Annotated in this window: 13 protein-coding genes and 1 pseudogene; 7 read left to right on the top strand and 7 right to left on the bottom strand. The window is 64.2% G+C overall.

Annotated features, from left to right (window positions below):
* Positions 1-200 (bottom strand): annotated as a pseudogene (locus KBY74_RS03670) (photosystem II q(b) protein); the annotation flags it as partial.
* A 261-nt stretch (positions 201-461) separates the two neighbouring features.
* On the opposite strand from KBY74_RS03670, the gene KBY74_RS03665 reads away from it, so the two are divergent.
* Positions 462-818 carry a prefoldin subunit gene (locus KBY74_RS03665; RefSeq protein WP_254941553.1) on the top strand — a complete coding sequence of 119 codons (357 nt, stop codon included), beginning with the start codon at positions 462-464 and terminating at the stop codon, positions 816-818.
* A gap of 29 nt (positions 819-847) precedes the next feature.
* Positions 848-1,303: a hypothetical protein gene (locus KBY74_RS03660; protein ID WP_254941552.1), complete on the top strand. Its 456-nt coding sequence runs from the start codon at positions 848-850 to the stop codon at positions 1,301-1,303.
* Here the strand turns inward: KBY74_RS03660 and KBY74_RS03655 are convergent.
* Positions 1,282-2,250: an aspartoacylase gene (locus KBY74_RS03655; RefSeq protein WP_254941551.1), complete on the bottom strand. Its 969-nt coding sequence runs from the start codon at positions 2,248-2,250 to the stop codon at positions 1,282-1,284. The two genes, KBY74_RS03660 and KBY74_RS03655, sit on opposite strands and share 22 nt — an antisense overlap.
* 71 nt (positions 2,251-2,321) lie before the next feature.
* Here KBY74_RS03655 and KBY74_RS03650 point away from each other — a divergent pair, with 71 nt between their 5' ends.
* The 4 genes from KBY74_RS03650 to KBY74_RS03635 all read left to right on the top strand — a co-directional run bounded on the left by KBY74_RS03650 (position 2,322) and on the right by KBY74_RS03635 (position 6,222).
* Positions 2,322-3,275 carry a glutathione S-transferase C-terminal domain-containing protein gene (locus tag KBY74_RS03650; protein WP_254941550.1) on the top strand — a complete coding sequence of 318 codons (954 nt, stop codon included), beginning with the start codon at positions 2,322-2,324 and terminating at the stop codon, positions 3,273-3,275.
* Positions 3,272-3,913, top strand: a complete 642-nt coding sequence (locus tag KBY74_RS03645; RefSeq protein WP_254941549.1) for a DUF2301 domain-containing membrane protein — start codon at positions 3,272-3,274, stop codon at positions 3,911-3,913. The genes KBY74_RS03650 and KBY74_RS03645 overlap by 4 nt, the downstream gene beginning before the upstream one ends.
* Complete coding sequence (locus tag KBY74_RS03640; RefSeq protein ID WP_254941548.1) at positions 3,910-5,799, top strand: ABC-F family ATP-binding cassette domain-containing protein; 1,890 nt, start codon at positions 3,910-3,912, stop codon at positions 5,797-5,799. Before KBY74_RS03645 ends, KBY74_RS03640 begins: the two co-directional genes overlap by 4 nt.
* A 204-nt stretch (positions 5,800-6,003) precedes the next feature.
* On the top strand, positions 6,004-6,222 hold the full coding sequence (locus KBY74_RS03635) for a CP12 domain-containing protein (RefSeq protein WP_106632635.1): 219 nt from the start codon (positions 6,004-6,006) through the stop codon (positions 6,220-6,222).
* 35 nt (positions 6,223-6,257) lie between these two features.
* Here the strand turns inward: KBY74_RS03635 and obgE are convergent, their stop codons facing one another.
* Positions 6,258-7,268 (bottom strand): GTPase ObgE, encoded by a 1,011-nt coding sequence (gene obgE / locus KBY74_RS03630; RefSeq protein ID WP_254941547.1) that lies wholly within the window; start codon positions 7,266-7,268, stop codon positions 6,258-6,260.
* 38 nt (positions 7,269-7,306) lie between these two features.
* On the opposite strand from obgE, the gene KBY74_RS03625 reads away from it, so the two are divergent.
* Complete coding sequence (locus KBY74_RS03625; protein ID WP_254941546.1) at positions 7,307-8,533, top strand: ABC transporter ATP-binding protein; 1,227 nt, start codon at positions 7,307-7,309, stop codon at positions 8,531-8,533.
* Here the strand turns inward: KBY74_RS03625 and KBY74_RS03620 are convergent.
* The 4 genes from KBY74_RS03620 to hemB all read right to left on the bottom strand — a co-directional run bounded on the left by KBY74_RS03620 (position 8,521) and on the right by hemB (position 13,328).
* Complete coding sequence (locus KBY74_RS03620; protein ID WP_254941545.1) at positions 8,521-10,959, bottom strand: endonuclease MutS2; 2,439 nt, start codon at positions 10,957-10,959, stop codon at positions 8,521-8,523. The genes KBY74_RS03625 and KBY74_RS03620 overlap by 13 nt on opposite strands.
* Positions 10,956-11,345, bottom strand: a complete 390-nt coding sequence (locus tag KBY74_RS03615; RefSeq protein WP_254941544.1) for a VOC family protein — start codon at positions 11,343-11,345, stop codon at positions 10,956-10,958. The genes KBY74_RS03620 and KBY74_RS03615 overlap by 4 nt, the downstream gene beginning before the upstream one ends.
* Positions 11,346-11,365: 20 nt before the next feature.
* Complete coding sequence (locus KBY74_RS03610; protein WP_254941543.1) at positions 11,366-12,262, bottom strand: hypothetical protein; 897 nt, start codon at positions 12,260-12,262, stop codon at positions 11,366-11,368.
* A gap of 64 nt (positions 12,263-12,326) precedes the next feature.
* Positions 12,327-13,328, bottom strand: a complete 1,002-nt coding sequence (gene hemB, locus KBY74_RS03605; RefSeq protein ID WP_254941542.1) for a porphobilinogen synthase — start codon at positions 13,326-13,328, stop codon at positions 12,327-12,329.
* Positions 13,329-13,348 lie beyond the last annotated feature (20 nt).

The following is a 13,348-nucleotide window of genomic DNA, read 5'->3' as shown; positions in this document are numbered from 1 at the left end:
ACGGGCTCACGGATGCCGTCGATGTCGACAGGGGGTGCGGCGATGAAGGCCACGATGAAGCAGATGGTGGCAGCCAGAAGGCAGGGGATCATCAGCACACCGAACCAGCCCACATAGAGGCGGTTGTTGGTGGAGGTGACCCAGTCGCAAAACTGGTTCCACGCAGAAGCGCCTTGGCGCTGCTGAATAGTGGTTGTCATGAGAACGAGAAGAGGGTGTTCCAGAGGAACGGGTATGGAAGGTGGCAAGCCACCAGACGGAATCCCGTCGAGCGCAAGGACATTGCGTAACAGGACCGTAACGGAAGATTGCGGGATTAGTGAGAAGGCTGGCCGGGAGGCGCCAAAGCCCTGCTGATGAATCCTATAAGCACCGCTTATGCCGGGGTGCGGCGGCGGCAATCCGTAGCCAGCAGGCCAGCCCACTGCTAAGCAGAGGACAGCTCAGGATGCGTCTCTGGCATGGCCCTGCTCGTTCGATTTAAAGCCGTGCCTCTACGGGCCAGCCTGGCCACAGCAACCGTGGCCGCAGCCTGCCTGTTCTCTGCTGGCTGTCAGCGCCAACCCTCGGCCGAGCTGCAAAAGCTGCAGCAGCGCCAGGAGCAGTTGGAAGTAAAGATTCAGCAGCTAGAACAAAAGCTCAACGCGGCGCCCGCCGCTAACGGCGCCGACCCAGCTGGCAAGCCCCCGGCTGGAGCGATCAAATCCCTGACGTACCGCAGCGGCACTTCAGACGATCGCCTACGCGTTTATTGGGCTGATGGCAGCAAGAGCGACCTGCCTTGCACCAAGGAGCAGGCCACCTTGGTGTGTGGTTAAGTCGCCTTGACACTGACAGAGCCGCTGCGTTGAGCTGGATCTCTCACGTCGATAAACCCATGGGTTCACCTTTTGCTTCAGTAGCGGCGTTGTTAAATCCGCGACTGCTGGCGGGTGGCTTGTTGGTGGCCAGTTGCCTGGGCGCTGGCAGCCTGTCATTTGTGAATTCCGCGCCGGCCCGGGCCCAGGCGGAGGCACCCGTTCCATTCAGCGCCGTGCGGGCCCTCAACCTGGCTCGCAACACCGCAGTGCAGAGCAACGGGGGCTTGGGGCTCTACCGACCAGAGAAGTGCATGTTTGAAACGGCGAACGCCGGCAACAAATGCCTGATCAGCTCAACCAGTGATGGCTATCTCTTTAGCTTCCTAGGCGGTGCCCCTGGCTGGCAGCAACTAAATCTGCCGGCTTCGGTGGAAACCGAAATCCGCATCTCCAGTGACGGGAGCACCGTCCTTGGCATCGATTACAACGGCGCCCCGCGTTGAGCCAACTGGGAGGCAATGTCTGTTAGAGCCAGCAACCAGTCAGGCCCAACCGGCCAACACTCCCTGCGAGTGAGGCTTAGGGCAATGCCCTTTTCGCCGTAGGCGGCCTCATTCACAAAGACGGGCCAAACGGACTCCCCCGCCAAATCCGGCGGTAGGGCCAGGCCAATTTCCTTGCCGCAGGGATCGACAAACACCGGATCTCCCGCACGCAAGGGACGCCAGTCGCGATGCTGTAACTCCGGATGCAGGCAAGCGGCAGGTGAACCATCTGGATGGCGCGGCAAATCCAAGCTGCCCAGATGGCAATGCACCACCAGCTCAGCCGGCAGCCTCAGGCGGCCTCGCTGGGCTGCCGCCAACACGGCCAGGGCCGCCTCAACGGCGAGCTGGCTTTGACGGCAGATCTGAGCCTGGATAACCCCCTGGGGCACCGGACCCACCTCGATAACCAGGCCGCAGGGCCAGCGCTCAACCAAAAAGCCCGTTTGGGAAGCATCGGCCTCGTGCAAGTAAATCGGCAGCCCCAGCTCCCCCTGCAAACCCGCCGCCAGAGCTAGATCGGCCGGCCTCCGGCCATAGAGCACCAAGGAGTTACCCATAGCGCTGGTGGTGCTGTGTAGGTCGAGCACCACCAGCGAAGGAGATTCAGCATCAGGGCCATGGCAAGCGAGCAGCTGGCGAGCGCGCTGCAGATCAGCTTCGTTTCTCGAGGAATCCGCCAGCAGCTCGGGAGAAAAGCAGCGGTTTAAATCCCGCTCCACATAGCGCTGATTGACTTTGTGGGCAGCTGGGTTGCCAAGCACCAGTGCCACATCAAGCCCGTGGCGCTGCAGGGCCTCGGGCTGGCGGCGCCAGTGCTCCAGCAGCCAGGGGGCGTTGCGTTCATTGCCGTGGGTGCCGGCCACGACCAGCACCTGGGCCGGTTTGACGATTTGGCTGATCAAAAAGAAGAAGGCCAGAAATGGATTTCGGCCCCAGCCTGACGCAGATTCAGAGCTCTGCCGCCCCCGCAACCATGCCTCCCCCCGCCCCCTTGGTGCGCACGGCCCGCGCGATCTGGCACTGGCAATGGCACCAGCTCATGGGCGGCCTGGGACCGGCCGATGCCGAGGGCAACTACCGCCGCCCCAGCGGAGCCTTCACGGCGCTGCCGCCCCTGCCCAGCGAAGCCGGCGCGGCTGATGGGCACGTGTTGATTGTGGGGCGCAGCTGCCCCTGGGCCCACCGGGCCTGGCTGGTGTGGAGACTGCGCCAACTGGGCAGCAGCATCAACCTGGTGGTGGTGGACCCCGATCCAGCCGAGGGGCGCTGGCGCTTTGGCGAGCCCTTCGAAGGCTGCGCCAGCTTGATCGAGCTCTACCAGCAATCAGGCTCTGATCCGGGGCAGCGGGCCACGGTGCCGGCGCTTTATTCCCGCAGTGAGCGGCGGATCCTGGTTACGGAGAGCGCCCGGCTGATCGAGCTGCTCAACCGCTGGCCCGCTCCAGCAGGACCCGATCTGGAGCCCCATAACCAGCAGGAAGCCACAGAGAAATGGCGCACGCGGCTGCAGGGCGACGTCAACGACGGGGTGTACCGCTGTGGTTTCGCCCGCACCCAGGCTGCCTACGACCGGGCCGAGACGGCCTTGTTTGCAGCGCTTCTGGACGCCAATGGGGCCTTGGAGCAATCTCCCTGGCTAAGTGGGGCCCAACTGAGCCTGGCCGACATAGGGCTTTTCCCGACCCTGATCCGGCTGGAGCTTGTTTATGCACCCCTGTTCGGTTGCAGCCGCCTACCCCTTTGGCAGCTACCAGCCCTATGGGACTGGCGCCTGCGCTTCTACAGCCTGCCCGGCGTGGCCGAGACCTGCTTCCCGGAGGCCTGGCGCAGCGATTACTTCGGCGCCCTCTTTCCACTCCATCCCTCGGGAATCATCCCGGCCGGGCCGCCACTCGCCACACTGGTGCAAGGCCGTGCCCATCCATGACTGATCCGATATTTGAAGGGGTGTACGGCACCTACACGATTGACGCCACCGACCGGAGGGAGGTGCTCGGCTACCGCCTTGCCCTCACGGCGGTGGCCATTGGCCAAGCGAGCCTGCTAGTGCAGTGGCGGCAGCTGGGAGCCGACCAGCTCTGGCCCTGGATGCTGCTGATGGCTGCAGGGCTGGGACTAGCCCTGCGCTGGATTCACATTTACTTAGTGCCCTTGCACCGGGCCCTGCAGCTTTTCTGGCTACTGGGCTGCCTGGGGGGCCTGGCGTTGGCGATCCGCAGCGGCCCTGGCGCCATGCTGCCGGCCCTGGCCAGCCAGCCCCTCTGGATCCTGGCCATTGGCCCCTTTTTCGCGGCCTTGGCGGGGGTTGGCTTCAAGGAATTTTTCTGCTTCAGGCGACCGGAGGCGATCGGCGTGACCCTGCTGCTGCCTATCGCCCTGCTGGGCCACCTCAGCGGCTTGCTGCCAGGAGCAATCACCACGACCCTGCTGGCCCTGGAGAGCGGGCTTTTGCTGGTGCTGTGCCTGCGCAAGTTTCCCATGCCCGCCGCGGCTGATGTGGGCGACAAGAGCGTGTTTGCTTACCTCAAAGGCCAAGCTGGCACAGCTGAGGAGGCTGCACTTTGAGCTTGATAAGCCTGGTGGAAGCCAGCAAGGACTTCGGCATTCGCACCCTGTTTGAGGGCCTCACCCTGCACATCGGCGAGCGGGAGCGGCTCGGGCTGATAGGTCCCAATGGGGCCGGCAAGAGCACCCTGTTGAAGGTGCTTGCGGGCAATGAGCCCCTCGGCAGCGGCCAGCGCCGCTGCGCCCCCCGCACCCGGGTGGTGCTCGTAGACCAGGAGCCCGAGCTAGACCCCGAGCACACCGTGCTGGAGCAGGTGTTTGCCGGTAGCGGCGAGAAGATGGCTTTGCTGCGGCAGCACACGGCCCTAAGTCAGGCCGTGGCTGATGGCCCCGACAACGCCATCGCCCTGGCCCAGCTCAGCGACCTGCATGGCCGCATGGATCAGCTCAATGCCTGGGGGCTGGAGCAGCAGTGCCGCGAGGTGCTGGAGCGGCTAGGCATCGCCGACATCGAACGCAAGGTGGGCGACCTCTCCGGCGGCTATCGCAAGCGGGTCGCCCTGGCTGCAGCCCTGGTGGCCGAGCCGGACGTGCTGCTACTGGATGAGCCCACCAACCACCTCGACGCCAACGGGGTGGAATGGCTGCAGAGCTATCTGGAGCGCTTCTCCGGCGCCCTGGTGCTGGTGACCCACGACCGCTACGTGCTCGATCGGGTCACCCGCCGGATCGTGGAGGTAGATCGGGGCCTGGCCCGCAGCTACGACGGCAACTACGCCACCTATCTCACCCATAAAGCTGAAGAGGAGGCATCTGAAGCGGCCTCAGCCGCCAAGTTCAAGGGCACGCTGCGGCGGGAACTGGCCTGGCTCAGGCAGGGTCCCAAAGCCCGCAGCACCAAGCAGAAGGCCCGTATCCAGCGAATTGAGGCGATGCGGGAGGCACCTCTGCGGCAGGGCCGCGGCCAGGTGAGCTTGGCCACCACCAGCCGTCGGCTCGGCAAGCGGGCCATCACCGCCGAAGATCTGGAGGTGAGTGTGGGCGAAGGACCCGAGACCAGGGCCCTGCTGCGCGCCTTCAGCTACGACTTCAGCCCGGAAGACCGGGTTGGCATCATTGGCCCAAACGGAGTGGGCAAGTCGAGCCTGCTTGAGGTAATTGCCGGCCGGCGCCAACCCAGCAGCGGCAGCCTGGAGCTGGGCTCCACCGTGAAGCTCGCCTACTTCGACCAGCACAGCGATGTGCTGCTCAAGCCCGACCAGAAGGTGTTGGAGGTGGTTCAAGCTGCCGCCAGTCGGGTGGCAGTGGACGGCGAGGAGCTGAGCGCCTCCCAGTTGCTGGAGCGCTTCCTGTTTCCACCAGCCCAACAGCACCAACCGGTGGCCAAGCTCTCCGGCGGCGAACGGCGGCGGCTCCATCTCTGCCGGCTGCTGATCGAGGCCCCCAACGTGCTGCTGCTCGACGAGCCCACCAACGACCTGGACGTACAGACCCTGAGCGTGCTCGAAGACTTCCTTGAAGACTTTCGCGGCTGCGTGGTGGTGGTCTCCCACGACCGCTACTTCCTCGATCGCACCGTGGATCGGCTGTTCTGCTTTGAGAATGGCGAGCTGCAGCGCTTTGAGGGCAACTACAGCGCCTACTTAGAAGCGAGCTCTACCCGCCAGGCCGCACCCAAGAACCCCAAGAATCCAGCCCCGGTAGCGCCCCAAGCCAGCAAGGCCCAGACGCGGCGGCGCAGCTTCAAGGAGAGCCGGGAGCTGGGCGAATTGGAGGTAAACCTGCCGGTCTGGGAGCAGCAGCGCTGTGACCTGGAGCTGGCCCTGGCCAGTTCAGGCAGCGACTACGCCGCCCTTGAGGGACTCACCCAGGAGCTGGCCGCGTTAACGGAGCGCATCCATTGCGGCGAGGAGCGCTGGCTCGAACTCAGCGAGCTGGCGGGGTGAAACGGGGGCCGCAGCCAGCCCTGGCAGCAGCGCCGAGAACGCTGGACGCACATTGTTGTCAATCCAACACATCACCAAAGCTCAGCTCCCGGCGCCATTGGGAGTGTTCAAAGAGTCAGCAGTGCACCCCCGGGGCGTCGATCCAGAACAGGCGCCCGTAAGGTGATCGGCGACGAGCTCCGGTATCCAGTGACCGGTATCCGAATGAAAAGCATCGACGAGCACATCCAGAAAGATCAGAGCGAGATCGAGGCAGCCAAGGCCGCTGGCGACCTAGGCAAGGTTCGCCACTTGGAGGAAGAGCTCCAGGGTCTCAAGGAGTTCAAAGAGCACCATCCCGAGGACAGCCACGACCCAACCCCACTGGAAGTGTTCTGTGACCTGAACCCTTCTGCCCCCGAGTGCCGCGTCTACGACGACTGAATTGCCTAGGGCCTAATTACCTAAGGCCGAACTGCCTAGGGTTGAATAATGCCGAGCTGCTGCCACACCGCGGCCAGCAGCTGCGGCAAATTTTTGGAGGCCGCAGCTGAAATAGCCAGAACGGGCAAGCCTCCACTGGCCTGCACCTGCTGGCTCACCTTCTCTACCAGCTCTTCAAGGCTGGCTGGATCGAGCAATTCGATCTTATTGAGCACTACTAGGCGGGGCCTCTGGTCGAGCCCATGGCCGTAGGCCGTGAGCTCCCCTTCGACCACGTTGAGGTCGGCGACCACATCCTCGGCGCTGGAATCGATCAGGTGGATCAGCAGCCGGGTGCGCTCGATGTGGCGTAGGAAGTCGTGCCCTAGCCCTGCCCCCTGGGCCGCTCCAGCGATCAAACCAGGAATGTCAGCAAAGACGGTGCCATCACCACTGGGACGGCGCACCACCCCCAGGTTGGGCACCAGGGTGGTGAAGGGGTAATCGGCGATCTTGGGCCGAGCTGCCGAAAGCACCGAAATCAAGGTGCTCTTGCCGGCATTGGGCAAGCCGATGATGCCAACCTCAGCCAGCAGCTTGAGCTCCAGCTGCAGCAGCCACTCCTCTCCCTCCCTGCCCTCGGTGAACTTCTCCGGGGCCCGGTTGCGGTTGCTGAGGTAGTGGGCATTGCCCAGGCCGCCGCGGCCGCCAAAGGCCACCAGTAGCTCCTCACCTGCATCGGTGAGATCACCTAGCAAAATTGAGGTGCGGGCATCGCGAACCACCGTGCCGCACGGCACCTTGATCACCAGATGGTTACCGCTGGCACCGGTGCAGCGGTTGGGGCCGCCCCGGCGACCATCGACCGCCAAAAACTGCCGCTTGTACTTGAAATCCAGCAGGGTCTGGAGGTTGGCGTCAGCCACCAGCAGCACGTCGGCACCACGGCCGCCATCGCCGCCGGAAGGGCCGCCGGCTGGCACATATTTCTCGCGGCGAAACGCCACGATTCCGTCGCCGCCTCGGCCGGCCTTGACCGTTACGCGGGCTTGATCGATGAATTGCATTGGAACAAACCTAGGATCGCGCCGTCTGAAGGCCCGTCTTGGCAGAGGTTCGCTTCCAGCAGGTCAGCAAGACCTACCCACCCCGGCGCGGTGGTGATCCGGTGCAGGTGCTGCGCCAGCTGGATCTACAGATTCAGGACGGCGAATTTTTGGTGTTGGTTGGGCCCTCCGGCTGCGGCAAAAGCACCCTGCTGCGCCTACTGGCTGGCCTAGAGCAGCCCAGCCAGGGGGAGATCTACGTGGGCAATCGGCCCGTGAGCTCGCTGCGCCCAGCCCAACGGAACGTGGCCATGGTGTTCCAGAGCTATGCGCTCTATCCCCATCTCACGGTGGCCGGCAACATCGGCTTCGGCCTGCGCCGCAGCCGCAACCGCACGGCCCTTGAGCAACTTCAAGACAGCCTGCACCTGGCCACCAGGCGGCTGCCAGGGCTCTTGCGGCTGCGCTCACGGCGGGAGGAGCGCATCGCCCAGCGCATCGCCGAGGTAGCAGAAACCCTGGAGCTCGACCAGCTACTCGATCGGCTGCCAAAGGAGCTTTCCGGCGGCCAGAAGCAGCGGGTTGCCCTGGGCCGGGCCATCGCCCGGGCGCCAGCGGTGTTTTTGATGGACGAACCGCTCAGCAACCTCGACGCCAAGCTGCGCACCGGCACCCGCACCCAAATCGTTGAACTGCAGCGACGCCTGGGCACCACCACCCTGTACGTGACCCACGACCAAGTGGAGGCCATGACCATGGGGCACCGGATCGCCGTGCTCAATGCCGGAAGGCTGCAGCAGCTCGGCACACCGATGCAGCTCTATCAGTGGCCCGCCAATTTGTTTGTAGCCCAGTTCATCGGCAGCCCGCCCATGAATCTGCTGCCGGTAACCGCGATAGGTGCGGGCCTGGTGCAGCTGGGCGGCCGCAAGCTGGCGGTTGAAGGTCCCCTGGCCGATGTGCTGGCATCACGGGCAGGGGAGGCGCTCACTGGCGGACTGCGGCCCGAGCACTTCCAGCTAGCTCCCGCCACCAACCGCAACCTGCGGGCCGAGGTGAGCCATGGCGAAGCCCTGGGCAACGAACAACTGCTCACCTGCCGCCTGGAGGAGGGCGGTCACCTGGTGCAGGTGCGGGTCGGCCCTGAAACAATCCTGCCGCCGGGGGCCAGCCTGAACCTCGACATAGATCCCCGCGGCTGGCGCCTGTTTGATGCGAGCGGCGAGGCCCTGCCCCTGCCCCCTGAGCCCGCAAGCGTGGAGCCGACCCTGCCCTATTTCACGTAAATCACGCTGCAGCCAGCCCCGCCGTCGCCCTGCTCGGCGTCACTCACACGCTCCACGTAGGGCACCGTTGCCAACCAGGCCCGCAGGCCGCGCTTGAGCTTGCCCGTGCCGATGCCGTGGATCACCCACACGGGACCATTGGCGGCGCGCAGCCGCTCCTCCAAGGCCGCCTCGGCTTCATGCACCCGCAGGCCACGCACATCAACGGTGTTGCGCTCGGAGCGCACATCCGGGCCCTGCCCCCCCAGCCCCCGCTGACCCTTCACCTGCACGCGCACCTCAGGGGCTGAGGGTTTTTCGCCATGCAGCCCCTCGATGCCAGCCAGCTCCAGGGTCAGCCGCATCACCCCACAGCGCACCGTGAGTTCCCGGCCGTCATCGGCGATGGCAAGCACCTCACCGGCCTTGCCCAGCGATAACAGCCGCACCCGATCACCAACGGCGGGCATCCAGCCCCGGTGCTCGCGCCGCTCCGGGGTGGGGCGGTGCTGCTGCTCAAGCGATTTGAGCCGCTGGCCAGCCTGGCGGGCGGTTTCGCCTAGGGCAGCGCTGCTGGCCTCCCCCCCATCAGGTCCCTGGCGCAGCCTCCTGATGATGCGCTTCACCTCGTTCTGTCCCTGACGAATCGAGCGCTCCAACTGCTGGCGCCGCTGTTCCTGAAGCTCGGCGCTCTGCTGGGTCTGCTGCTGCCAGCGCAGCAGCAACTCCTCGTGCAACAGCTCGGTGCGAGCCAGTAGGACGGCTGCTTCCTCGGCGGCTTCCTGCTGGCGTTGACGCTGATTTTCGAGGCCGGCGATCACCTGGTTCACCTCGCCCTCGCCAAGGGGCTCCAGCTGGGCGGCGGCGAGCTCCAGCACCGGCTCCCCCAGCCCCAGCCGGCGTGCAATCGCCAGGGCGTTGCTGCGACCCGGGATACCCCACTGCAGCCGGTAAGTAGGCGAGAGGGTGTCCACATCGAAGGCCACCGAAGCGTTCTCGAAGCGTGGATCGGCATATTTGAGCGCCTTGAGCTCACCGAAGTGGGTGGTAGCGATCGTGAGCCTGGCCCGATCGGCCAGGTGCTTGAGCAGGGCCGTGGCCAGGGCCGAACCCTCGAGGGGATCGGTGCCGGCTCCCACCTCATCGAGCAGCACCAGGGAGGCGCCGCCAGCAGCGCCAGGCCCAGGAAGAGCTTCGAGGATGCGGGCGATGCGGCGGATGTGGCCGCTGAAGGTGGAGAGGTTTTGTTGCAGCGATTGCTCATCGCCGATATCGGCAAGCACCTGGGCGCACCAGGGCAGGCGGGGCGTGCCGCTGCAGGGCAGAAACAAGCCAGCCCGGGCCATAAGAGCTGCCAAGCCAACGCTTTTGAGGGTCACGGTTTTGCCACCGGTGTTGGGACCCGTGATCGCCACCACCCGCAACTCCGCTGCCACCAGCAGGCTCACGGGCACCACCGCATGACCTCCCTGACGCCGCTGCTGCCAAAGCAGCAGGGGGTGGCGCAGCTCACGCAGCTCGAAGGGGGCGCTGGGGTCGTCTGCCAGCTCCGGGCGTACCGCTCCCAACCATTGGCCATAGCGCGCCCGAGCCACCCCCGCATCCAGGCGCACCAGCACCTGCTGGAGTGCGGCCAGAGCTTCAGCCTCCTCGCCCACCTGGGCGCTCAGGGCCGTCAGCACGGCCCGCTCCAGCTCCCGCTCGCGCCCCTCCAAGTCGCGTATGCGATTGCCCAGGGCAATCACCGCCTGGGGTTCGATAAACACCGTTTGTCCCGAAGCCGAGCTGTCGTGCACCAGCCCTGGCAACTGAGCGGCAGCGCCAGCCTTCACAGCCAGCACGGGACGGCCGTTGCGCTCCGAGATCACCGTGTCCTGGAGCATGGCGCCGCAGCGGCGCATCAGCTCCTGCAGTCGATCACGCCGATCTGAGCGGGCCCCAAGCAGCTGGCGCCGCAATCCCTCCAGGGGCGGACTGGCCCGATCCGCCACCCGGCCGCCCTCTTCAAGGCAAAAATGCAGCCGCTGCTCCAGCTCCGGCAGGGTGCGCAGCTCGGCCACCAGGGCCGTACAGACCGGCCGCAGCTGGGGATCGTCGATCTGGCGTCGCAGCCGGCGGGCCGCAGCCAGAGTGGTAGCCAAGGCCAGCAACTCCTCGCCCGGAGCCGTGCCGCCCTTGGCGCAGAGGGTCACCAGCACCGCGATATCGGCAACTCCCTGAAAACTCAGCCCCCCCTCCAGCAGCCCGTCGAGGCCAAGCAGCTCGGTGGTTTCAGCGAGCAGGCTGCGGCTGGCAGCGAGGCCAGCGGGCAGGGCCAGCGCCAGGCAGGCACAGCGGCCCGGAGCTGTGCTGGCGAAGCTGGCCAGCTGCTCAGCGAGCCGCGGCCACTCGAGCAGCTCCAGGGCCTCCTGCTGAATTGGGGCCAATGGGGCGGTGACGTCGTTCACCCGGGCAGGTTGGAGGGGATGCCGCCAGGGGGCTCGTAGAGCATCTCTAGCCAGTTGCCTTCCGGATCTTGGAGATAGAAGCTGGCAGTTCCGTCACGGTGGTCATGCACCGGGCCGCAGGAGCGGCCGGCCGCCACAAGCTGGGCGTGCACCGCATCCACCTCTGAGCGGTCGCGGAAATGGAAAGCAAAATGGGGCCCGGCAGCTTTGTAACTAGGGCTGAGCAGGGCCAAGCCCGTGCCGGCCCCAGGCCACTGCAAATAGGCCCAATCGGGTGCATCCCAGCAGAGCTGCAGGCCCAGGGAGACATAGAAGGCCTTGGCCCGCTCCATGTCCTGCACCCGCAGTGCCACATGGCCAAGGTGATGAACAGCAGCAGGAACCATGGCAACTGAACCGGGTGAGTTCATTGTGGGTTACAGAAACGGATCTTGAGGATCTGATCGAGCTTCACCACCAAAATCAGCCAGGTGGTGCCGGCCAAGGTGAGGAGGGGATAGGCGAGCGTGGGTGCAGGAATTAAGAAGGGAAGCAGGGCCAAACCGAAGGCCGGAGGACAACGAAGGCGAGCCAACCTGAGTAGCAACGCAGTAACCAAAACAGCCAAAAATGCGGCCAGCGGACTCACTCCCAGAGCCAGAACTAATGCAATTCCAGCCACCGCCGCTCCAGCAGTAACCGCCAGCACGGCAAAGAAGCGGCCTTGCCAGGGACACTCATCAGCATTAGCCAACATCTCCCAGGCAATCACCAGCAAAGGGGGATACAAAACCAAGTGGGATCCCAGCAGCTGGACCATTACCAGAGCTCCCAGCAAGAAAACAGCCAAAGGCAGCAGCCAGGGAACCCTTCCAAACCAGGACTTGGAGGCAATCAAAGTTGAAATATTTGGCGCCAAGTGGGAGACTTCAGCCCGAGCCGGTGGCGGCATCAAGTGAGAGCGAAGCATTACGATTAGGGCCAGCCCACCTGTGCCCACCAGAATCGCCACCGGGTACAAAAAACTCGTAATTCCCAGCACTAAGGGCAATACCCCGGCTGAAATTGCCGGAATAACCGGCGAGCGTAGAAGCCGGATCACAAGCAAGCAGATCGCCAGATCCAATATCAGCGCAGTGGGGCCATAGGGCATGGTGCGGGTTACCAGCACTCCAGGCACAGCAGTTAATACCGGTGTCAGGGCCAGGAGTTTTGGGGAACGGGCCCAGCTGCTGAGCGGATCGGCAAGCACAACAGAAGCGAGCGCCCCCAGCTCTGGAAACAACAGGTAACTGATGCCACTAGCCCTGGCCAGCGCAGTCATCAAAGCGATGTAAGTAGCTGTAGCCAGACAAGGCCAAATCCAAAAATATCGGGTATTAATAAAATTACCCCTGGCGCAGCCACTGCGCAGCATCACAGGCGTGATAAGTGAGGATCAAATTAGCCCCAGCCCGCTTAAAGCACAGCAGGGTTTCCAGCACCACGGCCCGCTCGTCGATCCAGCCCTTTTCAGCGGCGGCCTTCACCATGGCGTATTCACCACTTACGTTGTAAGCAGCAATTGGCAGCTCGGTTTCGCCACGCAGACGGTAGATGATGTCTAGGTAGGCAAGGCCAGGCTTAACCATCAAAATATCAGCACCCTCCTGTTCATCGAGCAGGGCTTCGGTGAGCGCTTCACGTCCATTGGACGGATCCATTTGATAGGTTGATTTATCATTCGGAATTGGCTTGCCCGCGCCAACCCGAGGGGCCGAATCAAGAGCTTCGCGGAAGGGGCCGTAATAAGCGGAAGAATATTTAGCTGTATAGCTAATAATGCCGATATGCTCGAACCCCTCCTCATCGAGGGCTTCGCGGATAGCCCCAACTCGTCCATCCATCATGTCGCTGGGGCCAATCAGATCCGCCCCTGCCCGAGCTTGGGCAACGGCTTGGCGACAGAGGATCGCCACCGTTTCATCGTTGAGCACTATCCCTTCATCGCTAACGATGCCGTCATGGCCGTCACAGGAGTAGGGATCGAGGGCCACGTCCGTCATGATCGCCATGTCGGGGTGCACCTCCTTAAGCCGGCGAATAGCTCGGGGTATCAGGCCACCTTCGTTGAAGCATTCGGCGCCGTCTTCGGTTTTAAGGCCATCGGCCACCTTGGGAAACAGCACAACGCAGCGGATGCCCAAGTCCCAAGCGCGGCCCACCTCCTGCACCAAGCCTTCGAGGCTCCAGCGCATAGCTCCTGGCATGGCACCAATTGGCTCGTTGGTGGCGCCTTCGTGCACGAAGAGCGGATAAATAAAGTCGGCAGCACTTAGGTGATGCTCCCGCACCATCGCCCGCAAAGCCGGGGTGCGGCGCAATCGGCGGGGACGGTAGGTGAGCTCCATGAAAAAGGCCTGGCTGGCCC

Origin of the sequence: Cyanobium sp. A1C-AMD (assembly GCF_024346495.1) — a bacterium.
Taxonomy (GTDB): Bacteria; Cyanobacteriota; Cyanobacteriia; order PCC-6307; family Cyanobiaceae; genus Cyanobium_A; species Cyanobium_A usitatum.
Note: the sequence above shows the minus strand (reverse complement) of the source record. Positions and strands in the feature narration are given on the sequence as shown.

Coding starts and splice junctions, on each gene's coding strand:
- KBY74_RS03665 (WP_254941553.1), top strand. CDS start 462: ATGGCCCTGCTCGTTCGATTTAAAGCCGTGCCTCTACGGGCCAGCCTG.
- KBY74_RS03650 (WP_254941550.1), top strand. CDS start 2,322: ATGCCTCCCCCCGCCCCCTTGGTGCGCACGGCCCGCGCGATCTGGCAC.
- KBY74_RS03645 (WP_254941549.1), top strand. CDS start 3,272: ATGACTGATCCGATATTTGAAGGGGTGTACGGCACCTACACGATTGAC.
- KBY74_RS03635 (WP_106632635.1), top strand. CDS start 6,004: ATGAAAAGCATCGACGAGCACATCCAGAAAGATCAGAGCGAGATCGAG.
- obgE (WP_254941547.1), bottom strand. CDS start 7,268: ATGCAATTCATCGATCAAGCCCGCGTAACGGTCAAGGCCGGCCGAGGC.
- KBY74_RS03615 (WP_254941544.1), bottom strand. CDS start 11,345: ATGGTTCCTGCTGCTGTTCATCACCTTGGCCATGTGGCACTGCGGGTG.
- KBY74_RS03610 (WP_254941543.1), bottom strand. CDS start 12,262: ATGACTGCGCTGGCCAGGGCTAGTGGCATCAGTTACCTGTTGTTTCCA.
- hemB (WP_254941542.1), bottom strand. CDS start 13,328: ATGGAGCTCACCTACCGTCCCCGCCGATTGCGCCGCACCCCGGCTTTG.